We start from the raw sequence: 24630 nt of genomic DNA on the forward strand, positions 1-24630 counted from the left end.
TTATAAGGTATATTATGCGTGGTTATAAGATCTTTTCAGGTACTGCAAATGTTGATTTTTCTAAAAAAATCTCTAAATATCTCTCTTTGCCATTAAGTGAAGCAAGTATTAAGCGTTTTAGCGATGGTGAAATTTCTGTTCAAATAGGCGAGAGTGTTCGTGGTAAAGATGTTTTTGTTATCCAGCCAACTTGTGCTCCAGCTAATACTAACTTAATGGAACTGCTCATACTAACTGACGCGCTCAAAAGAAGCTCAGCTAATTCTATAACGGCTATTGTTCCTTATTTTGGATATGCAAGGCAAGATAGAAAAGCTGCTCCAAGGGTGCCAATTACTGCAAAACTTGTGGCAAATATGATGCAAACTGCAGGCATAAACCGCGTTGTTACGATGGATCTTCACGCAGGACAAATTCAGGGATTTTTTGATGTGCCTGTGGATAATTTATATGGCTCTATTGTTTTTAATGATTATGTAAAAAGTAAAAATCTCAAAAGCCCAATTGTCGCAAGTCCTGATGTAGGCGGTGTGGCAAGAGCTAGAAGCTTAGCTAAAAAGCTAGGTCTTGATATGGTTATCGTCGATAAAAGAAGAGAAGAGGCAAATAAAAGTGAAGTTATGAATGTCATCGGTGATGTAAATGGTAAAGATGTGATATTAGTTGATGATATGATAGATACTGGTGGAACTCTTATAAAAGCTGCTGAAGCGTTTAAAGAAAGAGGTGCAACGAGCGTGATGGCGTTTTGTACCCATGCGGTTTTAAGTGGTAAAGCGTATGAAAATCTTGAAAATGGTGCATTAGACGAGCTTGTCGTAACTGATACGATACCACTAAATAGCGAAAAAAATCACGATAAAATCAAAGTCATAAGCGTAGCACCGCTTTTTGGCGAAGTTATAAGAAGAGTTTATCACGATGAGAGCGTGAATAGTTTGTTTAGTTAAGTTTACTCATTGATATTAAGCAGAGTGGATTTAGATAGTAAGAGTTATCTTCGCTATATCTTCTAACTATAAATTCCACTTGTGCTTCTTCATCTAAACTATATCCAAGGAGTTGAAATTTTTCTATTTTATCACTTACTCTGTTACCATTTTTGCTTGCTAGAAGTCCAACTAAATTTCGGTCTTTAAAAAGCAAGATTTTATTATTTTTTTTAACAACTTTTACATAATCGCCAGCTTTTAAATTTGATTTTATAATGTTTTTAGTAGCAGCACTATTTTCTATAAAAATATCACTTAAACCCATCATAAAAACCAATTTTTTGCTTTCATTGTCAAAGTTTGTAGTTTCATACTTAGCGGTATAAAATTCTTTATATTTATCAAAAATTTCTAAATTTGAAATTATATGAAGAGCTGATTTTGCTCTAGTTATACCAACATATAAAAGTCTTTTTTCATACTCATCTTTTGGTTTAAAATTTGCTACTATATATACAGAGTCAAATTCCTTGCCTTTTGATTTATGTATAGTTGTAACAACAACTTTTTGAGTTGTTTTTTCAAATTCTTCAAACTCAATACTGTGTAAATACTCCCCAAATTTAGCTCTTATATACTCTAGATTTTCCCAATACTCTTCATTATCATTTTTGAATTTATCTATAACTAAGGAGACAAGGGCGAGATTTTTAGAGTTTTTAAATTTTTGCCATAATTTTTGATATGCTTTTTCAAAGCTTAATACCAAAAATTCATCATAAAAAAATCTAAGTTCATCCAAATTACCAAGCCTAAATCCATCTTTTGAAGTTATATAATCAGCCTTTATGCCAGCTTCTTTAAGATTTGAGTAAATTGATATAACCTCATCGTTTGTTCTAGCTAAGATAGCTATGGATCTATTTTTATCTTGCTTTATAAGATTACTCAAATTTGGAATATTTTTACTAAATTTTGTTAGTGTTATATCTGCATTGCCATTTTGATGAGATATAAGATCTTTGGCTTTAAGTTTGTGTTTAAACTCATTTCTAAAAGAATTTGCAAATTTCACTAAATTTGCCATGCTTCTGTAGTTTGTAATAAGCGAGTAGGAGTTAAAAATTTCATTTTTATCATCTAACAACTCACTAAAATCATCCTTAAATTTTGCTATAAATTCTATATTTGCTGCATCATTACCAAAGTTTTTGATGCATTGATCATCATCTCCAACTGCTATTATTCGTCTATCTTTACTCATTTTTTTATAAATTTCTTTTATAAATTCATAGCTTTCTTTTCCTACATCTTGATACTCATCAATAACCATCATTTCAAGATATGGAAAATTTATTTTATTATCCTTTAAAAGCTTAGTAGCATCTTTTATGCAGTTTTTTAGTTCCTCGCTACTTTTAACGCCCTTATCTAAAAGATCAAGAGCAAAAGCGTGAAATGTAACTATTTTAATGCCACTCATTATCTCAGCTCCCACCAAATCTTTAAGTCTTTGTCTAAATTCATTAACTGCAACTCTTGAGTGGGCTAACATTAAAAAGTACTCTGGGTTTGCTCCTTCTGCTGTGATAAGAGATGCTATTTTATGAACTAAAGTTTTTGTTTTGCCACTTCCAGGACCTGCTAAAACCATGATTGCTGAACTATTTTTATCATCAAATACTGCTTTTTGTTCGCTATTTAAGTCAAATAAAATCTCTTCATATTTATCTTTTGTAAGTGGTAGTTTTATAAGTTTTTCATCAAACTTATACTTCTTCTTGAAAAAAGAGTAATCAAGACTGAAGTAGTCTTTTATAAAGTTATTAGCTAGTTCATTATCCTTGTTTTTTACAATGTCCAAAAATCTAAGCTGTATATGAAGGGCTTCTACTTTTCTTGCATAGTAGTTTTTAAGTGTTGTATAGTGCTCTTTATCTTTATAAATAACACCACTACCATTTAAAAGTGGTTCAAGCTTTTCTATGCAAAACGCTTTATAATAAATCAGCCTTCCACGCCTTAACTCAAAGCTATCAAGTATATCATTAAGATAAACTATAGTATGATGAATGCCATCTATAGTAAATTTAAACTCTCCTGTTATATCATTTAGTGCAACTTCTATCTCTGCTTCTTTTTGGTTTCCAAGCTCAACTCTAAGCATTTCTACTATATGCTCACATAAATTAATTCTACAATTAACTATTTTTTTTAAAGTTTTTTTATCTGAAATTTCAAAAGTGCAAATGTTTTCTTTAAAACTAGCATTAAAACAGTTTGTTTTAAGTTTTGAAAGGTGAGTCCAACTTTGAATTACTTCTTTTGCAACTTTTCCATAAATATCTTTAACATTAAAACTTTTTTGATACTCTGGCAAACTTAGAATAAAGTTTAAAATTTCTCTCTCTTTTAAGAAATGCTCATTTAACTCAGCTTTGATTTTGTTTTTGATATTTATAGAAATTTGATCATCAAAGGCTATTAAATTTTCACTTTGTAAAGCGTTTAAAGACTCAAAAACTTCACCTTTTTTAAAGCCTAAAATTTCAGCTAAATCATAAATTTCAATAGGCTCTTTTTTACTTCTTTGAATGATATTTTGCATTATAAGAATCATTTTTTCTTTAAGTTCTTTAAGGGTTTTATATTTTGCTTCTATTGTACTTGAAATTTCATCCATATTAGAGCTTACTGAAGTTGCAAAAATTTGCGTTTTATCTCTAAGACGCCTTATAATACCAGCTTTTTCAAGCTCTAAAATAGCTGTTTTTATAATTATTTCATGCTCATCTAGGTTAAGACCTATACCTTTTGCTATCTCCTTTGAAGATACTCTTACTATGGTTTGCTTTCTTTTTTTAAGGAAATTTACAACAGCTTGAATTTGTGCTCTTCTTACTTTATTTCTATTTAAGTGATTAAAAGAGCGGTTAAATTCATCTGATGTATAGATTATGATGCACATTGCTCTTATGTTCTTATCTCTTGCTCCTCGTCCACTTTCTTGAAGATAACTTTCAAGCGAATCAGATTGCTCATAGTGAATAACTGCTCCTATGTTTGGTTTATCTATGCCCATACCAAAGGCAGTTGTTGCTACAACAATATTAATCTCATCTTTAATAAAGCCATCTAAAATTTCATTTTTATTTCTTCCTGTTCTGCTACCATTTTCTATGTCATTATCGAGGTTAGAATAAAACGGCTCTATGACTAAATTTAGCTCACTTAGCCTTTCGTCATCATTTAGTTTTTGGCTTAGTGTTTTGCATCCAAGTGCATTTTGTGGTAGGTATATAATAGTTGGAATTTTACCAATTTTTAAAATTTCTTTAACTAATGTATCAAATTTTTCCTCTTTTTTGTCTAGTTTGATTGCTGTGTAATCAAGATTTGAGCGAATAGCTGAAGCGATAAACTCACAAAAGTTTAAGTTTAAAAAATCTTTAAAGTAATTTTTTATATCATCTATAACTTCAGGTTTTGCAGTTGCTGTAAAGCATGATACTGGAATTTTGTGTTGAAATTCATTGATGCTTTCTAGTTCTTTGATGGTTGGAGCTATGAAATAGTAATCATGTCTAAAATCATGCCCCCAAGCTGAAAAACAGTGAGCTTCATCTATTATAAATCTATCTATTATACGCCTTTTTATAGCATTAAATACACTATTTGATCTAAGGGCTTCTGGAGCGATGTATAAAACATCAACTGTGCCATTTGCAACTTCTGTAAGTATATTTGAACGCTCAACTGGGCTTAGATATCCACTTAGTGCTTTTACAGAGAAATTATTATTTTTTTCTTTAAAGCTATCGCAGTGATTTTTCATAAGTGCTTGCAGAGGAGATATAACTATAGTTAGTGCTTTATAGATACTAGCTTTAATAAGAGCTGGAAGCAAAAAGACAAAAGTTTTACCTCCACCAGTAGGTAAAACTGCTAACAAACTCTCATCTTTAAGTGCTGAGTTGATAATGTCAGCTTGTGAAATTTTAGCATTAAAAAGAGTTGGATCATTTGGTTCAAATTCCTTAAATGTATCAAACCCAAACTCATTTTTACTAAATTTATAAATATCTGGCTGTTTGTAGGTTAAAATTTTTAGCATTTTAGCTATAAGTGGATATTTTTGCAGTAGGGCGTATGAAAAAGATGCTTTTTTATCGGTATATAAAAAAGCTATACAAAAGGCTAGCTCTAAAGGATTTGTAAGCTCTAAAATTTCAAATTCATCACTTTTGCAATGAACTAAGTTTTTAATATTTTCAAAGATATTGATATTAGTAAAATTTATACTTTTATAAAGAAAATATCCACTAAAATACTCATTTTTGCTTAGAAGTTTAGCATAAATTTGTTTTAAATTTTCTGGTAAAGAGCTGAATTTATCATCTAAAAAGCTAAAAAGAGCATGTGTTTCTTTAACATCACCAAGTGGTTGATTTTCTATATTTATCTCTGTTTTGTATGGTTTAGAAAGTTTATGGGTTTTCTTGCAAGGAAAAAGCAGCATTGATAAATAAAGAGTATCAATGATCGGGATTTTAAGGTGCGGATTAAATTTGGTGTTTGATAAAAAAATCTTATCAAAATTTATAAAGTTATGTCCACAAATAAACTCAGGCTTAACTCTATCAAAAAAAGTACACAGCTCATCTATTGAGGTTGTAGTTATTTCATGAAAGTCAAATTTAGCACCAATTTTATAAATACGCTTTGAGATAACTCCAACTTCTAGATCTACAAATGCAATTGTTTCCAAATTTAGCCTTTTATTAGTTGTTTCGATTATATCATAATTTAGGCTATATTTAAGATTTTTAAGCTTATAAATTTATTAAAATTATATAAATCTAATATACTAAAAATTTAGTGCAGATAAATTAGCAAAATAAAAATTTACCTAAATCTTACGAAGTTTGCTTTTTAAAAAGTAGCCACGCCATAACAAATGAAAGCCCTCCAAGTCCAATCATCGGTAAAATATACTCTAAGCTTTGAAAAAATGATATATCTTTTAGAAAAATACCTTTAGTAAATGATAGATAAAATTTAAGTGATATAAAATCTGTAAATGGTATAAGCCAAGATGGCATATTATCCACCGCTGTGGCAAAACCTGAAAGTAAAAATGACGGAATTAAAAATATAAAAGCATAAAGCGTGGCTTGTTGCTGTGAAAATGATATCGTTGAGATAAAAAGTCCGATGCTACATATGCTAAATAAAAACGCCATCACACCAAGATATAAAAGCCAAAGAGGTCCAAGAAGTGGGACTTTAAATCCAAAAAATACAATTCCTAGCATAAGCGTTGATATTATCATGCTTATTAAAAATGGCGGAATTAGCTTTCCAATGAGAATTTCTAAAGATGAAAGTGGCGATACTAAAATCTGCTCAAAAGTGCCTATCTCACGCTCTCTTGCTATACTCATGGCTGTAAGCATTATAGATGATGTTAGCGTTATGGCACCAAAGATATTTGGAAGTATCCACCAGTAGTTATTTAAGTTTGGGTTGTATAAATTTCTAATTATCAGCTTTGAGTTTTCTTCTTTATTAAGCGTATTTTGTATGATGCTATTTAGGTAGTTTAGCGTGATCCCAGCGTTGTTTGAACGCCTTCCATCAAGAAAAATCCCAACCCCATCATTTTCTAAATTTTCTCCAAAAACAACTACTCCAATCACCTCTTTTTTATCTATTAAATGCTTTGCTTCGTCCATGCTTTTTACTGTTTTTATAGTTCTTACATAGTTTGAGCCTTTGAAATTTCTTAAAATTTCTAAACTAGTATCGCTTCCGCTGTGGTTTAAAACAGCAATATCAATGTTTTTAACATCCAAATTTATAGCAAAAGCAAAGATAAAAAGCTGTATAAAAGGTGTAACAAATATCAAAAAAAGGCTTTTTTTATCATTTTTAATAGCTAAAAATTCCTTTATAATAAGTGCAGCTAATCTCAATCCAAACTCCTTTTTAATCTCCTTGAAACAAGGAAAATAAACACCATTCCAATGCCTATCATCCCAGCTACTTCATAAAGTAAAATTTCATATAAATCCCCAACTAAAAATATAGTTTGAAGTGAGCTTACAAAGTATCTTGCATGTATTGCGTATGATAGATACTGAAGTGCCTTTGGCATAGCATCTATCTCAAAAACAGCCCCTGATATAAGAAACGCTGGTAAAAACCCAACTATAAGTGATGCCATTGAGGCGATGAATTGATTTTTAGCGATGGTGGAAATAAGTAATCCAATGCTTAAAGCTGGAAATAGATAAAAAACGCTTATTAAAATAAGCATCCCAATACTTCCGCGAAACGGCACTTCATACCAAAAATACGCCACTACAAAGCATATAAACATTGATATTAGTGATAAAAAAAAGTAAGGTATGGTTTTACCAATTAGTATCTCACTAAGTCTAACAGGCGTTGAAAGAAGTGCTTCCATAGTTCCTCTTTCCCACTCTCTAGCTATTACCAAAGCAGTTAGAAGAGTGCCTATTAAAGTCATAATAACAGCAATGGATCCTGGTATTAAAAAATAGCTACTATTTGCTGTTTCGTTAAACCAAATTCTTGATTTAATCTCCAAATTTGGCGTATTTTCAAAACTTTTGCTAAAAATATCAGCTGTGTATTTAGCTATATAACCTGCTGTGTTTGGCTCAGTTCCATCTACTAAAAGCAAGGCTTTGTAGTTTGTGCTAAATTTTGGATCTAATATAAGCACAGCTTGTAAGGATCCGCTATCAAGCTTTTTTAACATTTCGTTTTTATCTCTACCAGTTTCTAAGTCAAAGTATTTTGAGCCTAAAAAATTTGAAATAATGCTTTTTTCTATTTTTGAGTTTTCGTAGCTAACAACGGCGTAATTTATCTTTTTAGGATCAAGCGAGACAGCATAACCCATCAAAAAAAGTAAAATCATCGGCATTACAAATGCGATTAGTATAGAACTAACATCTCTAAAAACTCCAATAGTTTCTTTTATAGCAACTGCTTTTATTCTTCTAATCATAACTTTTAATAAGCTCTATAAAAGCTTCCTCCATTGTATCTTTAGCGCTGATTTCTTTAAGCTTTGCTGATGAGTTTGTGGCTATTGCTTTGCCTTTATAAATAATCATTATATTATCACAAAACTCAGCTTCGTCCATTAAATGAGTTGTTACCATTATGCTAACTCCAGCTTTTGCGTAACTTGTGATAAAGCCCCAAAACTCCCTTCTAGTAGCTGTATCAACTCCGCTTGTTGGCTCATCTAAAAAAAGCACTTTTGGATTATGAAGTGTAGCGCAAGCTAGACTTAAGCGTTGTTTTGTGCCTAGGGATAGATCATTGACTCTTTGATTTAGGTATTTTTCAAACTCAAAATTTTTAATGGCACTTTGGATTGCACCTTTTTTAGCTAGATAAACTCCTGCGAAAAATTTAAGATTTTCAATCACACTCAACTCACCATAAAGTGAAAATTTTTGTGCCATATATCCAATATTTTGCTTTACATTATAGATATTTTGCCCTAAAACTAAGGCTTTTCCATTAGTTGGGCGGATAAGCCCACAAAGCATCTTAAAAGTTGTTGATTTTCCAGCTCCATTTGGTCCTAAAAGTCCAAAAATTTCACCACTTTTTACTTCAAAGCTTATGTTATCAGCTGCTGTAAATGAGCCAAATTTTTTGGTTAAATTAATAGCTTGTATTCTTATTTCGTTACTATTTTGATCACTATTTTTTAAATTTAAATTTATCTTTTTACTAGGACCAGCAAGATCTAAAAAAACATCTTCAAAATTTGGATTTGCTAACTTATGATCTTTTGGCAGAGTAAAATTTGAGCCTTTTTTTAAAGTTAGTTTTATATCATCGCCGATCACACTGGCATTTAAAATTTCACTATCATTCATAAATTTTAAAAGATCAGCTTTTTTATCACTACTTTTTATTAAAAAAACCCTTCCTTTTAGTCTATTTATAGCATCTTGTGGCTTTGAGTGAAGTAAAATTTCTCCCTCATTTAGCATAATAACTTCATCACACAAACTAGCCTCGTCTTGATAAGATGTCGCCCAAATGATAGTAGTTCCCCCAGTTTGAAGTTTTTTAGCGATACCAAAAAGCTCTTTTCTAGCTATTGGATCAACTCCAACTCCTGGTTCATCAAGAAGTAAAAGCTTTGGTTTTTTAAGCAGCGTTGCGCTAATTGCAAGTTTTTGCTTCATTCCGCCACTTAAATTTCTAGCAAGTCTATCTTTAAACTGATATAAATTTACAAAATTTAAAAGTTCATCTATTCTCTCTTTTGGATTATTAATAAGCTTTAAATCCGCATAAAGACGCAAATTTTCATAACAACTCAGCTCCCCATAAAGTCCAAAAGTCTGAGGCATGTAGCCGATGTTTGATAAAAACTTTTCGCTATGATTTGGCATGGAAAATCCAAGAACTTCTAACTCTCCACTACTTTTACTCATAAGTCCTGCACAAAGCCTAAGAAGCGTGGTTTTACCAGCACCATCTGGTCCTACAAGACCTATGAATTTACCACTACTTACGCTAAAGCTTATATTTTTTAAAGCTTGTATATTTTTAAAAGATTTTGATAAATTTAAAGCTTTTATCATTTTATTTTTAAATGCACGGGAATGCCTTGCTTTAGCCTGTCATCGCCGTTTTTTATATCAACTTTAAAGCGGTATACTAAACTACTTCTTAGTTCAATCGTCTCTACATTTTTAGGTGTAAATTCAGCCACGCTTGCTATAAAACTAACCTCGCCCTCATAAGGCTCATTTCTTAAATCAGTATAAATTAGCATTTTTGTTCCAACTGAAATTTCGCTAAGATAGCTCTCATCTGCGTAAGCTCTAACCCAAAAATCCCCACTTTTAGCTATCTCATAAATTCTTTCATTTGGTGATGCTATCTCTCCAACCTCTTTTAGTTTTTTAAGAACTACTCCATCAAGTGGCGAAGTAAGAGTGCTGTTTTTGATGTCTAAATTTATCTTTTCAAGTGAAACTTTAAGCGAGTTGATAAGTTCTTTTTGAGCTTTTATATCAGCATCTTCGTAGCCATTTTTTACCATTTCATAGTTTGCGTTTGCGTATTCTAGGTTTGATTTAGCACTTTCAAAGGCCGCTTTTGCTCTATCGTAAATCTCTTTTGATGTGGATTTTGATGGTAAAAGTTTTGCTTGCCTATCAAAACTTTGCTTTGCATCTACTAAATTTGCCTCGGCTACTTTTACATTAGCTTGAGCTTTTAAAATTTCTTCGTTTCTATATCCGCCTACAAGTTTTTCTAGCTTTATTTCGTTTATTTTTATCTCTGAATTTAGGCGTTTTAGTTCGTTTTGTAAATACTCATCGTTTAGTTTGGCTACGACTTCGCCTTTTTTAACACTTTCACCTTCTTCTTTTAAAAGCGAGTCAATCTCTCCTAAAAAACGAAACGAAAGCATAGTGGTATCTGTGTCGATATTTCCATAAAATATCAGCTCGTTTTCTTTCGGCTTTGTTTTGTAAAAAGCAAACACAGCTATGGCTACTATAACGGCTACAAATATGAGTTTTTTCAAAATAATTCCTTTGGTTTTTGTAATTATAGCATTAAATGTTAATAGTTAAGCAGTTAGCAACCTTGCTTAAATTTAGCAGCTATTAAATTTAAGAATTTTTTGCTAGAATAAAAGATTATTTTAGAAATTTTATAGGGATTATATGAAAAATATACGAAATTTTAGCATCATCGCTCACATTGACCATGGAAAAAGCACTTTGGCTGATCGCATAATTCAGGAGTGTCAGGGCGTAAGTGATAGACAGATGAGTGCTCAAGTTATGGATAATATGGACATTGAAAAAGAGCGTGGAATTACCATAAAGGCTCAAAGTGTCCGTCTTAACTACGAACTTGACGATCAAAAATACATTATAAATTTAATCGACACCCCAGGACATGTGGATTTTAGCTATGAAGTTAGTAGGAGTTTGGCTAGTTGTGAAGGGGCTTTACTAGTAGTTGATGCTGCTCAAGGAGTTCAAGCTCAAACCATCGCAAATGTCTATATCGCACTTGAAAATAACCTTGAAATAATTCCAGTTTTAAACAAAATTGACCTTCCAGCAGCAGAACCAGAGCGAGTTAAAGATGAGATTGAGCATATTATAGGTCTTGATTGCAGTGATGCAATAGAAGTTAGTGCAAAAACTGGAATAGGCATAAAAGAGCTAATGAAAGCTATCATTACTAGAATTCCAGCACCTAAAACTGATGATGAAAAGCCTTTAAAGGCGTTAATTTACGATAGTTGGTTTGATAATTATTTAGGGGCTTTAGCGTTAGTTAGAGTTTATGATGGGGTTATAAAAAAAAGCGATGAGGTTTTAGTAATGGGAACAAATGGCAGACATGAAGTTCTTGATTTATTATATCCAAATCCAGTTGCACCGATTAAGACAAAAGAGATAGCAAGTGGTGAGGTTGGAATCGTGGTTTTAGGGCTTAAAACAGTTAGCGATGTGCAAGTTGGAGATACTATAACTAACTACCGAAAAAAAGCAAATGAGCCAATAGGTGGGTTTGAGCCAGCAAAATCATTTGTTTTTGCAGGAATTTATCCAATAGAAACGGATAAATTTGAAGATTTAAGAGATGCACTTGATAAGCTAAAATTAAATGATAGCTCACTAAGTTATGAGCCTGAAACATCGGCAGCTTTGGGTTTTGGCTTTAGAGTTGGGTTTTTAGGACTACTTCATATGGAAGTTATCAAAGAAAGGCTTGAGAGAGAATTTGGGCTTGATCTAATAGCAACAGCACCAACGGTAACATATGAGGTTTATAAAACAGATGGCGAAAAACTAGAAATTCAAAATCCAAGCGAACTACCGCCTGTAAATGAGATAGAAATGGTAAAAGAACCATATGTAAAATCAACCATAATAACTCCAAGTGAGTATTTAGGTAACATTATGACTCTTGTAAATAACCGCCGTGCAATTCAAACAAAAATGGACTATATCACGCCTGAGAGGGTGCTTTTGGAGTATGATATACCGATGAATGAGATAATTATGGATTTTTATGATAGATTAAAATCTTGCTCAAAAGGTTACGCTAGTTTTGACTATGAGCCATGTGGATATAGACAGGGCGATCTTATAAAGCTTGATATAAAAGTCGCTGGAGAAAATGTGGACGCTTTATCTATCATAGTACCAAGAGAAAAGGCGTTATCAAAGGGTAGGGCGTTAGTTGAAGCTATGAAAGAGATCGTTCCAAGACAGCTTTTTGAAGTGGCTATCCAAGCAAGTATAGGAAATAAAATAATAGCGCGTGAAACGGTTAAATCAATGGGTAAAAATGTAACAGCAAAATGTTATGGTGGTGATATTTCTAGAAAAAGAAAGCTTTTAGAAAAGCAAAAAGAGGGTAAAAAAAGAATGAAATCAATCGGCAAGGTAAATTTACCAAGTGAGGCGTTTTTGAGTGTGTTAAAGATTGATTAAGAAGGAGTGATTATATCATTTGTTAAAATTTGCGTTACAAAAGAGCAATAGGTTTTAATCTATCAAAATTTAGCAAAATTAAACTTAAAAATTTTGCTAAATTTTTAAGTTTAATTAAAAATTACAGCAATTTATAGTATAAATTTAAACACTTTTATATTGATTTTAAAAATAACTAAATTTGTTAGTTTGTTTTCTAAAATCAAATACTTATAAAGAATACCCGATTAAGCTCTATTTAATTTTTAAAAGCTTTTGTAACGATATTATTTTGAACTAACTATTTGGTGGAATTGCCTCTTTTATGATCTCTTTTATCTTTTTATTTGCCTCTTCATCTTCTTGTATGGCTTCTCTAAGCATAAAACTAGCCTCGATAATAGCCGATAACTCCGGTTTTGTTATTTTCCATCTTTGCAAAGTTCTAGTTGTAACTCTTAAAATTCTTGCTTTATCTCTTTGAGTGTATTTCATAAATTTACCCTTTTTTACGGTAAATTTATCTTTTAGGTCATAAAATATTAACAGCGATAATAAGTCGTAAATTTATTTTAAATTTAGACTTTATTTCGTATAATACAAAAATATATTTTAAATAAAAGGATAAAAAATGGAAAGTTCTCTTTTTTTACAACTTAAAGATAAAGTTCCTACTGGTTTACAACTTGCTCTTAAAAAGAAACTTGAAAATACAAGTAACGATAAAATAGAAGCGATATCTATGCTTCAATTAAAAGATCCTATAATTGGTCTTATTTTATCTATTCTGCTTGGTGGACTTGGTATAGATAGATTTTATCAAGGTAAAATTTTACTTGGAATTTTAAAGTTAATTACGTTTGGTGGACTTGGAATTTGGGCGATAATCGATTGGTTTTTGATAATGCCTAGCATCAAAAAAGATAATTTTGAGAAAATAGAGCATTTTTTATAGGAAAAATATGAAAAATTTATCAAAAATTATACTTTTAATTATAGTTTTATTTTTTAGTGGTTGTGGTGGAAATATAGACCTTGTTAAAAATGGAGTTTTGATGCTAAATGACAGTATCACAGTTGGAAACGCCATAGAAAAATGGAAAGTTTGCGATAGTGTAAAATGGAGTGAATTTGTAAGTGATAATGGAAGAGATATCGTAGAGGCAAATTGTAAAATTAAAAAACAATATCAAAACGATATCATAAAATACTACTCAAAAAATGCAAGACATATAACAAAACAAAAGATTGATGTAAATAAAATTGGCTCTATTTTTATGGATTTTCAGTTTTCAATTAGCGTAAATTCTAGTGATTTTAACCTTGAATATGTTGGCTTAAATTTAGATAATCTAGATAGTTTAAATCTTGATATGCTAGGAACTTTTGAATACATCTATCAAAATAGTGGAAATCTTAATGAAATACTAAATAATACCTTTGAGGGCGATGTATTTGTTGGCAAGATGGATGATGAACTAGATGCATTAGATAAAGAATTTGAAAAAGATATGAAAGATTTTGATAGAGAAATGCAAGAACTTGACAATATGTTTAACGATTTATTTTAGGGATAAAGATGAAATTTGAAAAGAAAGTTATAATTGGGTCAATTACTAGTTTTATAATCACAGCAGTTGGAATTGTGGCTGTGTTTTTTCCTGATTTGTTTAATTTGCAAAAAGAAAAAGTCATTAGCTTAACAATGGATATAAACACGCAAGAAGATGTTAGTAAATTTCAAGATTTTTTACTACAAAGAGCAAAGGATGGAAAAATATTTAAACTTGATGTTTGTATGCCAGATTTTTTATGGACTGGTAATGGATGGTCTAAAACCTATGTTGGAGATAAAAAACCAGCAAAAAATCAACCAAAAAATATATCGCATGACTTCTTAAAGTGGTATTCTTTAGAATATTCGTTAGAAAATCAAGGTCTAGAAAATGATGATTACAGAATTTGTATAGGTTTACCAAATACTCCAGAAGATCATTATGGTCAAGGTTGGTGTGGTGAATTGCCGGGATACTATAAAGATGATAAAGGAAATATAGTTGGACATGCTGCTTTTAATTTTGCTGGAGAAGATTTTTTAATAGGTCCTGATGCTAATGGGGTTATTAGAAGCAAATTAAATAGTGACGAAAGCTGTTTAGTGCAAATGTATGGATTTTTTTATAAAGTACCATCAAATATAGATGAAAACTGGTATGACTTTGAAGCAATAGATAAAAAAGAATTTTTAATGAAAAACTACTAAGCTTAGGATTTCTCCTAAGCTGTTAGAATACCACTTATACTTTAAATAAAATCGTCATCTATAAATTATCATCTTTTAAGACTGATAACCAAAATATAACATTTTTCAGTTATAATTAAACCATATCATTAAAAGGAGAAAAGATGAAAGGTTTAGGAATTGGCGGTTTTTCTTTAGGAACTGTTGTAGCAGTAGCTCTTTCTTGGTCAGCAAATAAAAGCATTTTATGGGCTATAATTCACGGATTTTTGAGCTGGTTTTATGTTATATATTACTTTTTATTCAGATAAGGCAAAAAGGATAGGGCAGAATATGAAAAGATCTCTTTTACCACTTATTTTAGTTCTATTTTTTGTAGGATGTCAGTCAAAAAATAATGTAATAAATTTATATAGTTACAACGCTATGCCAAAAGTTTCAACTAGCTTAAAAAGCGTCTATATTGAAGGCGTTAAAGATAGCAGAACTAATGATAATTTAGTAGGAGTTATTAAGGCAAATGATGGCAGCATAAAGGAGTATGTAGTTCTTGAAAACGATCTTTCCTTATGGCTAAAAGATGCTATTACTAAAGAGCTAAACTCAATTGGTATAAGCGTTAAAGCAGACCCGTCAGTTGATGCTAGTGTTTTGCTTGATATCAAAGAATTTAGTGCAGTGCTTGAAGGTTTTGATAAAGACAATCTAAAAGCTAGTGCAAATGTTGAGGTTATTGTTACTAAAGGTAACACAATTATCAAAAATCAAGTATCTCAAAAGCAAAGTGAGTTTGTAGTTATGAAAAAAGGTAGCGCGTTTAGCCCATTTATGCAAAATTTGCTTAATGATATAGTTAAAAAATCAGCCCAGCAGATAAAAAATTCTATATAAATTTAAAAGAATTTGAACCAAATTTAGGCTAGTTATGAGATGCCAAAGTTGTGGATGCTTTGCTTTAAGGACATTTTGTTCAGACTGTACGCGAATTTTAAGCCAGCATAGTCTTGGCTTTAGAGATGATGCTGGGTTTAAGGTTTATTACTTTTATAAATACTCAGATATCAAGCATATCATCCACACTAAACACCATCTGCATGGGCTTTTCACACTAAAAGCTTTGGCAAATCTTAGTTTTTCTAAATTTGCTAAGGAGTTTAAATTTGGCGAAAAAATCCTAGCCATACCGCTTGATGATAGCATAAATAGTGGATATTCTCACACGGCAATACTTGCAAATTCTCTTAAATCCAAAGAGATAAAACCAAGCTTTAACACGATAAAAGCTATGTCAAATATTAAATACAGCGGACAAAGCCTTAGTTACAGAAAGAAACACAAACGAAATTTCAAGCTTTTTAAAAAGGTGGATAAACCAGTCATCTTAGTTGATGATCTAATCACAACAGGACTAACGATGAAAGAAGCTTTTGAAGTGTGTCAAAAAGCAGGAATTAGCGTACTTTTTGGACTAACTTTGGCTGATGCTAAGCCATAAATTCTAGGACTGTTGAGTTTAAGTTCATCTATTAAACTCAAAATTTCTAAAATTTCATCACGGAAATTTTTAGCATCATCTAAATTTGGCTCTACACTGTATATTGGTAAAAATTTATTCTTAAATCCATTTAAGAAAATGTAACATTTGTTATCCATAAAAGATATGCTTATATTTCTAGAGTGTTTGAAATTTAAGATTTTTTCCATAAAATTTGGACTTAAAATATACCTTGTCTGCATCATCGCTATAAACTCTGAAATTTTTATTGAATAAAGTGTTATCTAAAACATCATAGTTTGACCTAAATTTCACACTTTTATCATTTTTATTGGCTATAATTGTGTGAGAATTGAAATTTTTATAAAATTGACAAATAAAGGCATAACCGCTAAATTTAACATCTTCTTCGTGTGCAAAAACCAGTAAAAATAGTACAAAATTTAGGATTGTGCTTTGAGAATTTGCATCATCTTCTTTTTTGGTTGTTACAAATGATAGCTTAAAATGAGTGCCATCTTTTACGCCAGTTATCAAATTTCCCACTAGAAAGAAATTCTCTTTTAAGCTGGGTGTTTTTGTTAAATTCATCTTGACTTATCCCTTCAAATGGGTCATATTTAAACGAGTTATCAATGTATAAAATTATCGCTTTTATAAAATTTTCTTTGAAAAAAAGCGAGTATTCTTCGTATTTGTCTCCCCAGATAAACATAGCTGGCATGAAAATGATTATTAAAAATATAACAAATGTAGCTATGCTGATATAAAACAGCTCTAAGCTTCCTTTTAAAAAGGCTATTAGTGGAAAATAAACAAAGATAAAAATCAAAAAATACCCCGAATAAATAAAAAATTTATAAAATTTAATATATTTTTTAAATTTTTGCTTTGTTAATTTTAGTGGTTCATCTATAGCTTTTTCAAATTCACTCATTAGTATAGTCCGCTAAATTTCACAAAATCATTAAAAACATAAACTCTTACTTTTTCTTTAGAAGCGTGAGTAGAGCGGATGATATCAGCTGTTTTTTTAGCTAAATCATTAAAACTCTCTTTTGAGATCGGCTCATTTGTATAGATATCAACCTCAAAAATATCGCCATTTTTACTAATTTCAGCAAAATTTATCAAATTTGGAGCCAAATTTATGATGGCTTTTATATCATCTTTTTTAGGGCTAAATTTGCTCATACCGTTTGTATTTAAGGTGTTTAAATTTGAACTATTAATTTGCGAGTTCATGGCACTTATAAGCCCAAAAGCTAAAATTCCAAGCTCATCACCTATAGCATTAAAGCTTGAGTTTAAATCGCTCAAGCTTTTTGTTAAATTTGCCTCAAGTTCTTTCATTTTTGGCTCGTTATTTTTCAAAAAACTATCCACAACTCCAATCATAACTTTGCTTTTATAAGATAGCTCATCTACGCTTTGGTTTGCATCTTTAAAATTTAAACCAAAAGCAAAAACAGCACTTGCTAAAAATAGTATAAACCTTTTCACTCTATCTCCTTAAAAAATTCTCCTACCTCAAAAAGCAGGCTAAAAGCTACATTTGTGCTTTCTTCTCTTATATAATTTCTATCTCCACTAAATAAAAATCTTTTTACTATTACATTTTTATCTCTTCTCATAGCTCCTATAAAGACCGTTCCTACAGGCTTTTCATCACTTCCGCCAGTTGGACCAGCTACCCCGCTAACTGCTAAAGCATAATCAGCCCCGCTCATTTTCAAAGCCCCTTCTAGCATCTTTAAAACGCACTCTTTGCTAACTGCACCGTTTTCTTGTAAAATTTCATCACTAACTCCAAGCCATGAGTTTTTGATATGGTTTGCATAAGTGACAACTGAGCCATCAAATACATCACTTGCCCCTGAAATTTCACCTATTTTAGATGCTATCAGCCCAGCAGTACAACTCTCAGCAAAACTTATCTTTTGAGCTTTTTGTTTTAGTATGGTTACTACAAATTCTGCTAAATTTTTATTAAAGATGATTTTGTTTTTAAAAAGAGTTTTACACTCATCTAAAAAGCTACTCATATCGCCAAATTTACGCTCTTTAACCTTAACAAAAGCTATAAATTTTGAGTAATTTGTAATATCTATATCCATATCAAATTTGCTGCTTAACTCTTCAAAGGTCTCTTTTATGCTCTCATACTCAAAACCATATATATAAAATTTTGTATAATCATCAGATTTATCTAAAAGTAGCTTTGGAAGTTTATCAAGCGGGTTTGCTTCTACTAAATTTATAAGAGCTTTATTTAGAGTTATGACAAAACTTTTTTGGGATGTTTTTTTAGCTAAAGTTGGAGTTAGAAAACCATCTTTTATCTCAAGCATATCGTTTGTTAAACTTGCGATAATCTTAGCTATCAAAGGAAAATTCTCACTACTTGCATAAGCGGTGATTTTATCATACTCAAGGCTTAAATTCTCTAAAATTTTAAAAATTTCAGCCCCTGTTTCTATAAATTTTATATCAGCTAAAGAGCCAAAATTTTCCACATAATCTTTTAAAATATAGTTAAAAAAAGGTCCATTTATCTTGATATCTGAGCCAATTATCAATATAAGTTCTTGCATGCCTTACTCCATAAATTTTAAAGATTATACAAGTTTTATGTAAATTTATCTAAAGTTTTACCCAAATTTCAGAACTATTTAGGTAAAATCAACGAATTTTTATTACAAGAGGCACATATGGATTATAAAGATACACTTTTTTTACCAAAAACAGAATTTGCGATGCGTGGAAATTTGCCAGAAAATGAGCCAAAAAGGTTTAATAGCTGGTATAATGAGCGTAAAATTTATGAGAAAATGAAGCGTGAAAATGTTGATTTTACACTTCATGATGGACCACCTTATGCAAACGGACACCTTCACATCGGACATGCACTAAATAAAATTTTAAAAGATATTATTCTAAAAACCCACTACTTTTTTGGAGAAGGCATAAGATACACTCCAGGCTGGGATTGTCATGGTTTGCCTATAGAGCAACAAGTTGAAGTAAGTCTTGGCGGAAAAAAAGATAGCGTATCAAAAGGTAAACTCAGAGAACTTTGTAGAGATCACGCTACTAAATTTATAGATATACAAAGAGATGAGTTTAAAACTCTTGGAGTTATTGCGGATTGGGATAATCCTTATATGACTATGAAATTTAAATTTGAGGCTGAAATTTATAGAACGCTTTGTAAGATAGCTAAAAAGGGGCTTTTGGTTGAAAGAAGTAAGCCTGTGTTTTGGAGCTGGGCGGCAAAGTCAGCTTTGGCTGAAGCTGAAGTTGAGTATAAAGATAAGGAAGATTACTCACTTTATGTGGCATTTGATTTAAGTAAAGAGGCAAATGAAAAACTTGGCGTAAATGACGCAAAAGCAGTTATCTGGACCACAACTCCATGGACACTTTTAGCTAATCAAGCCATAGCTTTAAATCCAAATGAAAAATATGTCGTTGTGGCTGAAAAATTTATCTTTGCTAAGCCACTTTTGGAAGTTATGGTAGAAAAAGGCTTTACAAATGGTGAAATTTTAAAGGAATTTAGCTCTTGTGAATTAGAAAATTTAAACGCGATAAACCCACTAAATGGCAGAAATTCAACTTTTATCTTAGGCGAACATGTTTTGATGGATGGAGGAACTGGTCTTGTTCATACCGCACCAGGACATGGTGAGGATGATTATTTTGCAGCTCTTAAATACGGCATAGAAGTTATCATGCCAGTATCAGAAGATGGCACATATGATGAGACTTTAAGAACTAAAGCTCTTATAAAAGAGGAATTTTTAGATGAGTTTATAGGGCTTCATATCTTTAAAGCTAATGAGAAGATCATTGAAATTTTAGGTGATAGCGTGGTAGGAGTTAGTAAATTTACCCACTCATATCCATTTTGTTGGAGAACTAAAAAACCAGTGATTTATAGAGCTACAAAGCAGTGGTTTATCGCTATGGATGAGCCAAAACTTAGTGATGGTAAGACTTTAAGGCAGTTGGCACTAAGCGAGATAAAAAATATAAAATTCTATCCTGAAAGCGGAGTAAACCGCCTAACTACAATGATAGAAAATAGACCTGATTGGTGTATATCAAGGCAAAGAGATTGGGGCGTTCCGATTGCGTTTTTTAGAGATAAGGCTACCAAAGAGCCGATTTTTGATACAGAAATTTTAGATCATATTGGTAATATCTTTGAAGAAAAAGGTTGTGATGCTTGGTGGGAGTATGAGATAAAAGATCTTCTGCCACAAGGCTCAAACTATGATCCAGAAAATTTAGAAAAAGTTATGGATATTTTAGATGTTTGGTTTGATAGCGGTTCTACTTGGAGTGCGGTTTTAGCAAGTGGGGATTATGATGCTGGAAATTATCCAGCTGATATGTATCTAGAAGGAAGCGATCAGCACCGTGGCTGGTTTCAAAGCTCACTTTTAGTAAGTTGTGCAGCAAATGAAAAAGCTCCATATAAAACAATCCTAACTCATGGTTTTACCGTTGATGATAAGGGTCAAAAGATGAGTAAATCCATAGGAAATGTCATCTCTCCTGATGAAGTTGCTAAAAAATATGGCGTTGAAATTTTAAGGCTTTGGGTTGGACTTAGTGATTATTCAAGCGATCTTAAAATAAGTGATTCTATCTTAAAACAAGTAAGTGAGCAATACCGCAAAATACGAAATACAATAAGATTTTTACTAGCAAATGTTAGCGATTTAAAAGAGGTAGAAAGCCAAAATTTCACCATGCTTGATAAGTGGATACTTACTAGAGCAACTAAGGCTTTTAAAGAGACAAGTTTGGCATTTAGAAATTATGATTTTTCAAAAGGCTTTAATACGCTTTTAAATTTCTTAAGTGCCGATTTAAGTGGCGTGTATCTTGATATATGTAAGGATAGGTTGTATTGTGATGACTTAAATGAAGCTCGCAGAATTTCAGCTCAAAGCACGATGGTAATCATTGCTAGAGAGCTTTTAGCACTTATCGCTCCAACGCTAACTTATACAGTTGATGAGGTTATGGAGTACGCGCCTGATGTTATAAAAGATGGTAAAAAAGATGCTTTTGATTTGGTATATAAAGGTTTGGAATTTGAATTTGACAGTGAGCTGAATGATGAAATTTTTATAGATGCTAGAGAGAAATTTTTTGAAGTTATTGATTCTTTAAAGAAAGATAAAACTATCAAATCAACTCTAGAGTTGGTTTTGCAAACAAGCTCAACTGAGATAATGTCTGCTGATATGAGTGAGATAGTAGATTGGTTTATGGTAAGTAAGGTAGAAGGTATAAGTGATGGCGATAGTTTGGCTGAGTTTAGGGTAGATGGAGAGCTATTTAGACTAGTAATTTCACCTAAATTTAAATGCCCAAGATGCTGGAAATTTGATGCAGATGCAGAAGGTAGCGTCTGTCCAAGATGTGCGAAGGTTTTAAATGTTTAATGAGCCTTTGCCGTTTATTGTAGTTTTTATAACAGTTTTTGTTCTAGCTATTTTTATAGCTTTAGGAGTATTTTTTGTAAATAAATTTAAGGAGAGAGTGTGATAAGCTTAAAAGAGGCACTAAATTTAAGCAGTAGCGATATAGCTGAGCTTAGAAAAGAACTTAAAGAGCGTATTATAAAACAAAAAGTTTTAGGTGCTTATGTGGAGCAGTTAACGGGTGAAGAGATAAATGAAAGCGGTGATGGAATTCCACTAGCTATAAAAGACAATATCCAAGTAAAAAACTGGAGCGTTACTTCAGCTTCTAAAATTTTACAAGGATACATCGCTCCTTATGATGCAACAGTTATAACAAAGCTAAGAGCAGCTGGAATTTCACCATTTGGTAGAACGAATATGGATGAATTTGCTATGGGATCAACAACTGAAACATCATTTTATGGCAAAACTCTAAACCCTACAAACCACAACCATGTACCAGGTGGAAGTAGCGGTGGAAGTGCAGCGGCTGTGGCTGGTGGGATCGCTATAGCAGCTTTAGGAAGTGATACTGGTGGAAGTATTAGGCAACCAGCGGCATTTTGTGGATGTGTGGGATTTAAACCAACATATGGAAATGTAAGCAGATACGGTCTTGGAGCTTACTCAAGTAGCTTAGATCAAATCGGACCTATTACTCAAACAGTAGAAGATGCTGCTATTATTTATGAGATAATAAAAGGTCATGATGATATAGATAGCACAAGTTTTAACGGCGAACTTCAAAGCGTTTCAAATTTAGATAAAAATAGAAAATTTACAATCGCAGTTATACAAAACTATATAAATGATGCAAGTTCTGAAGTAAAAGAAGCGCTTTTAAAAGGTGTAGAAAAGCTAAAAGCTGATGGTCATAAGGTAGTTTTTAAAACTCTTTCAAACGCTAAAATAGATATAGCAACTTATTATATCATCGCAAATGCTGAAGCAAGTGCGAATTTAAGTAGATTTGATGGCGTAAGATATGGCAGAAGAGCAAGTACTAAAGATTTAAATGAGATGTATGTTAAAACTCGCTCAGAAGGCTTTGGTACTGAAGTAAAAAGACGCTTGCTTTTAGGGACTTTTGTGCTAAGTAGTGGGTATTATGATGCTTACTATGTAAAGGCTCAAAAGGCTAGAAATTTTATAAAACAAGAGTATGAAGAGATTTTTAAAGATGCTGATGTTATATATAGCCCAGTTGCACCAACAACGGCTTACAAATTTGGTGAGATTAAAGACCCACTAAGTGTGTATTTGGGTGATCTTTACTCTGTAGGAGTAAATTTAGCAGGACTTCCAGCTATAACAGTTCCGATTGCAAAAGATAGTAATGGATTAAATATATCAGCTCAGATAATTGGTAAAGCAAGAGATGATAAAAGTGTCCTAGAAGCAGGACTGGTGTTAGAAAAAATTGCAAAGGAAAAATAGATGAAAATAGTAAAAAGAGCTTTAACTTTTGAAGATGTACTTTTAGTTCCTCAATACTCAGAAATAGTGCCAAAAGATGTAAATTTAAAGACAAAATTTACCAAAAATTTAAGCCTTAATATACCAATAGTAAGTGCAGCTATGGATACGGTTACTGAGTATAGAGCTGCTATTATGATGGCAAGGCTTGGTGGAATTGGTGTAATTCACAAAAATATGGACATACAAACTCAAGTTAGAATGGTAAAAAGAGTTAAAAAAAGTGAAAGTGGCGTTATAATAGATCCTATTTATGTTCACCCTGATGCTACTGTGCAAGATGCGTTAAATTTAATGGCTGAGTATAGAATTTCAGGCGTTCCTGTGGTTGATGAAAACAGAAAACTCCTAGGAATTTTAACTAACCGAGATCTTAGATTTGAGACTGAATTTAATGCAAAAGTCAGTGATAAGATGACAAAAATGCCACTTATTACAGCTCCAAAAGGCTGCACACTTGATGATGCGGAGAAGATTTTTAGAAACAGCAAAGTTGAAAAACTTCCAATCGTTGATGAAAATGACCGTTTAGAAGGTCTTATTACTATAAAAGATCTTAAAAAAAGAGTAGAGTATCCAGACTCAAATAAGGATAAATATGGAAGACTTGTTGTAGCAGCAGCCATTGGTGTAGGGCACTTTGATAGAGCTGAAGCTTTGGTAAAAGCTGGAGTTGATGCACTAGTTATGGACTCAGCCCATGGACACTCTAAAAATATAATATCAACTTTAAAAGAGCTAAAAAAAGCTTTTGATGTTGATATTGTGGTTGGAAATGTGGCAAATCCAGCAAGTATTAAAGATTTAGTGGATGCAGATGCTATAAAAGTAGGAATTGGACCAGGAAGTATATGTACTACTAGAATAGTAGCAGGAGTTGGTGTGCCACAAATCACTGCTATAAGTGATTGTGCGACTGAAGCTAAAAAATATGGTATTCCAGTTATTGCTGATGGTGGTATAAAATACTCAGGTGATATCGCAAAAGCTTTGGCAGCTGGAGCTAGTTCTATAATGGCAGGAAGTATTTTAGCAGGGTGTGATGAGAGTCCTGGAGATATGGTAACTTATCAAGGAAGACAGTATAAGGTTTACCGCGGCATGGGTTCACTTGGAGCTATGACAAGAGGAAGTGCTGATAGGTATTTTCAAGAAGGAACAGCAGCTGAAAAGCTAGTACCTGAAGGAATTGAAGGACGCGTTCCATACGCAGGAACACTTAAAAATGTGGTATTCCAGCTAGTTGGCGGCTTAAGAAGCTCTATGGGGTATTGTGGAAGTAAAGATATACCTACTTTTCAAGAAAAAGCTCAGTTTGTTGAGATTACTTCAGCTGGTCTTAAAGAGAGCCATGTTCACGATGTTATCATCACAAAAGAAGCACCAAACTATAGAGTTCACTAGGTTTTATAAAAACATTTGCTTTTATGCTTGAGTCAAAATAGCAAATGCTTTAAATAGCTTTAGCAAAGAAAATATATAGGAATTT

The 24630-nt window shown here is 32.0% G+C and carries 20 protein-coding genes and 1 pseudogene; 11 read left to right on the plus strand and 10 right to left on the minus strand.

The window, feature by feature from the left end; all coding sequences use genetic code 11:
* Nucleotides 1-14: 14 nt before the first annotated feature.
* A complete protein-coding gene (locus CCORG_RS02215; protein ID WP_025803061.1) occupies nt 15-950 on the plus strand; it encodes a ribose-phosphate pyrophosphokinase in 936 nt (311 codons plus the stop codon).
* On the opposite strand, the gene CCORG_RS02220 is transcribed toward CCORG_RS02215, so the two are convergent.
* The 5 genes from CCORG_RS02220 to CCORG_RS02240 form a co-directional block, all read right to left on the minus strand.
* On the minus strand, nt 943-5700 hold the full coding sequence (locus CCORG_RS02220) for a RecQ family ATP-dependent DNA helicase (RefSeq protein ID WP_025803060.1): 4758 nt from the start codon (nt 5698-5700) through the stop codon (nt 943-945). The two genes, CCORG_RS02215 and CCORG_RS02220, sit on opposite strands and share 8 nt — an antisense overlap.
* A gap of 148 nt (nt 5701-5848) precedes the next feature.
* Nucleotides 5849-6907 (minus strand): ABC transporter permease, encoded by a 1059-nt coding sequence (locus CCORG_RS02225; RefSeq protein WP_025803059.1) that lies wholly within the window; start codon nt 6905-6907, stop codon nt 5849-5851.
* Nucleotides 6904-7971, minus strand: coding sequence for an ABC transporter permease (locus CCORG_RS02230; RefSeq protein WP_025803058.1), 1068 nt, complete (start codon nt 7969-7971; stop codon nt 6904-6906). The genes CCORG_RS02225 and CCORG_RS02230 overlap by 4 nt, the downstream gene beginning before the upstream one ends.
* A complete protein-coding gene (locus tag CCORG_RS02235) occupies nt 7964-9577 on the minus strand; it encodes an ATP-binding cassette domain-containing protein (protein WP_025803057.1) in 1614 nt (537 codons plus the stop codon). The genes CCORG_RS02230 and CCORG_RS02235 overlap by 8 nt, the downstream gene beginning before the upstream one ends.
* A complete protein-coding gene (locus CCORG_RS02240; protein ID WP_025803056.1) occupies nt 9574-10533 on the minus strand; it encodes an HlyD family secretion protein in 960 nt (319 codons plus the stop codon). The genes CCORG_RS02235 and CCORG_RS02240 overlap by 4 nt, the downstream gene beginning before the upstream one ends.
* A 142-nt stretch (nt 10534-10675) precedes the next feature.
* Between CCORG_RS02240 and lepA the strand changes: the two genes are divergently transcribed.
* The gene (gene lepA, locus CCORG_RS02245) at nt 10676-12466 is read left to right on the plus strand and encodes a translation elongation factor 4 (protein WP_025803055.1); all 1791 of its coding nucleotides are present in this window, start codon (nt 10676-10678) and stop codon (nt 12464-12466) included.
* A 276-nt stretch (nt 12467-12742) separates the two neighbouring features.
* Here the strand turns inward: lepA and CCORG_RS02250 are convergent, their stop codons facing one another.
* Nucleotides 12743-12940, minus strand: a complete 198-nt coding sequence (locus CCORG_RS02250) for a hypothetical protein (protein WP_025803054.1) — start codon at nt 12938-12940, stop codon at nt 12743-12745.
* A gap of 136 nt (nt 12941-13076) precedes the next feature.
* Between CCORG_RS02250 and CCORG_RS02255 the strand changes: the two genes are divergently transcribed.
* The 6 genes from CCORG_RS02255 (at nt 13077) to CCORG_RS02280 (ending at nt 16182) form a co-directional block, all read left to right on the plus strand.
* The gene (locus CCORG_RS02255; protein ID WP_025803053.1) at nt 13077-13400 is read left to right on the plus strand and encodes a TM2 domain-containing protein; all 324 of its coding nucleotides are present in this window, start codon (nt 13077-13079) and stop codon (nt 13398-13400) included.
* A 7-nt stretch (nt 13401-13407) separates the two neighbouring features.
* On the plus strand, nt 13408-14016 hold the full coding sequence (locus CCORG_RS02260; RefSeq protein WP_025803052.1) for a hypothetical protein: 609 nt from the start codon (nt 13408-13410) through the stop codon (nt 14014-14016).
* Nucleotides 14017-14024: 8 nt separating this feature from the next.
* Nucleotides 14025-14708, plus strand: a complete 684-nt coding sequence (locus CCORG_RS02265; RefSeq protein ID WP_025803051.1) for a hypothetical protein — start codon at nt 14025-14027, stop codon at nt 14706-14708.
* Between the two features lie 143 nt (nt 14709-14851).
* A complete protein-coding gene (locus tag CCORG_RS02270) occupies nt 14852-14998 on the plus strand; it encodes a hypothetical protein (protein ID WP_172658539.1) in 147 nt (48 codons plus the stop codon).
* A 22-nt stretch (nt 14999-15020) separates the two neighbouring features.
* Nucleotides 15021-15578, plus strand: coding sequence for a YajG family lipoprotein (locus CCORG_RS02275; protein WP_025803050.1), 558 nt, complete (start codon nt 15021-15023; stop codon nt 15576-15578).
* 34 nt (nt 15579-15612) lie between these two features.
* The gene (locus CCORG_RS02280; RefSeq protein WP_025803049.1) at nt 15613-16182 is read left to right on the plus strand and encodes a ComF family protein; all 570 of its coding nucleotides are present in this window, start codon (nt 15613-15615) and stop codon (nt 16180-16182) included.
* On the opposite strand, the pseudogene CCORG_RS09115 reads toward CCORG_RS02280, so the two are convergent.
* From CCORG_RS09115 to CCORG_RS02305, 4 genes and pseudogenes are all read right to left on the minus strand, one after another.
* Nucleotides 16125-16773 (minus strand): annotated as a pseudogene (locus CCORG_RS09115) (DUF3137 domain-containing protein). The gene CCORG_RS02280 and the pseudogene CCORG_RS09115 overlap by 58 nt on opposite strands.
* Entirely contained in the window at nt 16685-17119 is a 435-nt protein-coding gene (locus tag CCORG_RS02295) for a hypothetical protein (RefSeq protein ID WP_025803047.1), read from the minus strand. Before CCORG_RS02295 ends, CCORG_RS09115 begins: the two are co-directional and overlap by 89 nt.
* On the minus strand, nt 17119-17685 hold the full coding sequence (locus tag CCORG_RS02300; protein ID WP_025803046.1) for a hypothetical protein: 567 nt from the start codon (nt 17683-17685) through the stop codon (nt 17119-17121). The genes CCORG_RS02295 and CCORG_RS02300 overlap by 1 nt, the downstream gene beginning before the upstream one ends.
* Nucleotides 17682-18776 (minus strand): CinA family protein, encoded by a 1095-nt coding sequence (locus tag CCORG_RS02305; RefSeq protein WP_025803045.1) that lies wholly within the window; start codon nt 18774-18776, stop codon nt 17682-17684. Before CCORG_RS02305 ends, CCORG_RS02300 begins: the two co-directional genes overlap by 4 nt.
* Before the next feature lie 117 nt (nt 18777-18893).
* Here CCORG_RS02305 and ileS point away from each other — a divergent pair, with 117 nt between their 5' ends.
* From ileS to guaB, 3 genes are all read left to right on the plus strand, one after another.
* Nucleotides 18894-21644 (plus strand): isoleucine--tRNA ligase, encoded by a 2751-nt coding sequence (gene ileS / locus CCORG_RS02310; RefSeq protein ID WP_025803044.1) that lies wholly within the window; start codon nt 18894-18896, stop codon nt 21642-21644.
* A 99-nt stretch (nt 21645-21743) separates the two neighbouring features.
* The gene (gene gatA, locus CCORG_RS02315) at nt 21744-23102 is read left to right on the plus strand and encodes an Asp-tRNA(Asn)/Glu-tRNA(Gln) amidotransferase subunit GatA (protein ID WP_025803043.1); all 1359 of its coding nucleotides are present in this window, start codon (nt 21744-21746) and stop codon (nt 23100-23102) included.
* Complete coding sequence (guaB, locus tag CCORG_RS02320) at nt 23103-24545, plus strand: IMP dehydrogenase (RefSeq protein WP_025803042.1); 1443 nt, start codon at nt 23103-23105, stop codon at nt 24543-24545.
* Nucleotides 24546-24630 lie beyond the last annotated feature (85 nt).

It is taken from the genome of Campylobacter corcagiensis, from assembly GCF_013201645.1.
Taxonomy (GTDB): domain Bacteria; phylum Campylobacterota; class Campylobacteria; order Campylobacterales; family Campylobacteraceae; genus Campylobacter_B; species Campylobacter_B corcagiensis.

Coding starts and splice junctions, on each gene's coding strand:
- CCORG_RS02295 (WP_025803047.1), bottom strand. CDS start 17,119: ATGAGTGAATTTGAAAAAGCTATAGATGAACCACTAAAATTAACAAAG.
- lepA (WP_025803055.1), top strand. CDS start 10,676: ATGAAAAATATACGAAATTTTAGCATCATCGCTCACATTGACCATGGA.
- CCORG_RS02250 (WP_025803054.1), bottom strand. CDS start 12,940: ATGAAATACACTCAAAGAGATAAAGCAAGAATTTTAAGAGTTACAACT.
- CCORG_RS02270 (WP_172658539.1), top strand. CDS start 14,852: ATGAAAGGTTTAGGAATTGGCGGTTTTTCTTTAGGAACTGTTGTAGCA.
- ileS (WP_025803044.1), top strand. CDS start 18,894: ATGGATTATAAAGATACACTTTTTTTACCAAAAACAGAATTTGCGATG.
- CCORG_RS02260 (WP_025803052.1), top strand. CDS start 13,408: ATGAAAAATTTATCAAAAATTATACTTTTAATTATAGTTTTATTTTTT.
- CCORG_RS02215 (WP_025803061.1), top strand. CDS start 15: ATGCGTGGTTATAAGATCTTTTCAGGTACTGCAAATGTTGATTTTTCT.
- CCORG_RS02255 (WP_025803053.1), top strand. CDS start 13,077: ATGGAAAGTTCTCTTTTTTTACAACTTAAAGATAAAGTTCCTACTGGT.
- CCORG_RS02265 (WP_025803051.1), top strand. CDS start 14,025: ATGAAATTTGAAAAGAAAGTTATAATTGGGTCAATTACTAGTTTTATA.
- CCORG_RS02235 (WP_025803057.1), bottom strand. CDS start 9,577: ATGATAAAAGCTTTAAATTTATCAAAATCTTTTAAAAATATACAAGCT.
- CCORG_RS02305 (WP_025803045.1), bottom strand. CDS start 18,776: ATGCAAGAACTTATATTGATAATTGGCTCAGATATCAAGATAAATGGA.
- CCORG_RS02280 (WP_025803049.1), top strand. CDS start 15,613: ATGAGATGCCAAAGTTGTGGATGCTTTGCTTTAAGGACATTTTGTTCA.
- CCORG_RS02230 (WP_025803058.1), bottom strand. CDS start 7,971: ATGATTAGAAGAATAAAAGCAGTTGCTATAAAAGAAACTATTGGAGTT.
- CCORG_RS02275 (WP_025803050.1), top strand. CDS start 15,021: ATGAAAAGATCTCTTTTACCACTTATTTTAGTTCTATTTTTTGTAGGA.
- guaB (WP_025803042.1), top strand. CDS start 23,103: ATGAAAATAGTAAAAAGAGCTTTAACTTTTGAAGATGTACTTTTAGTT.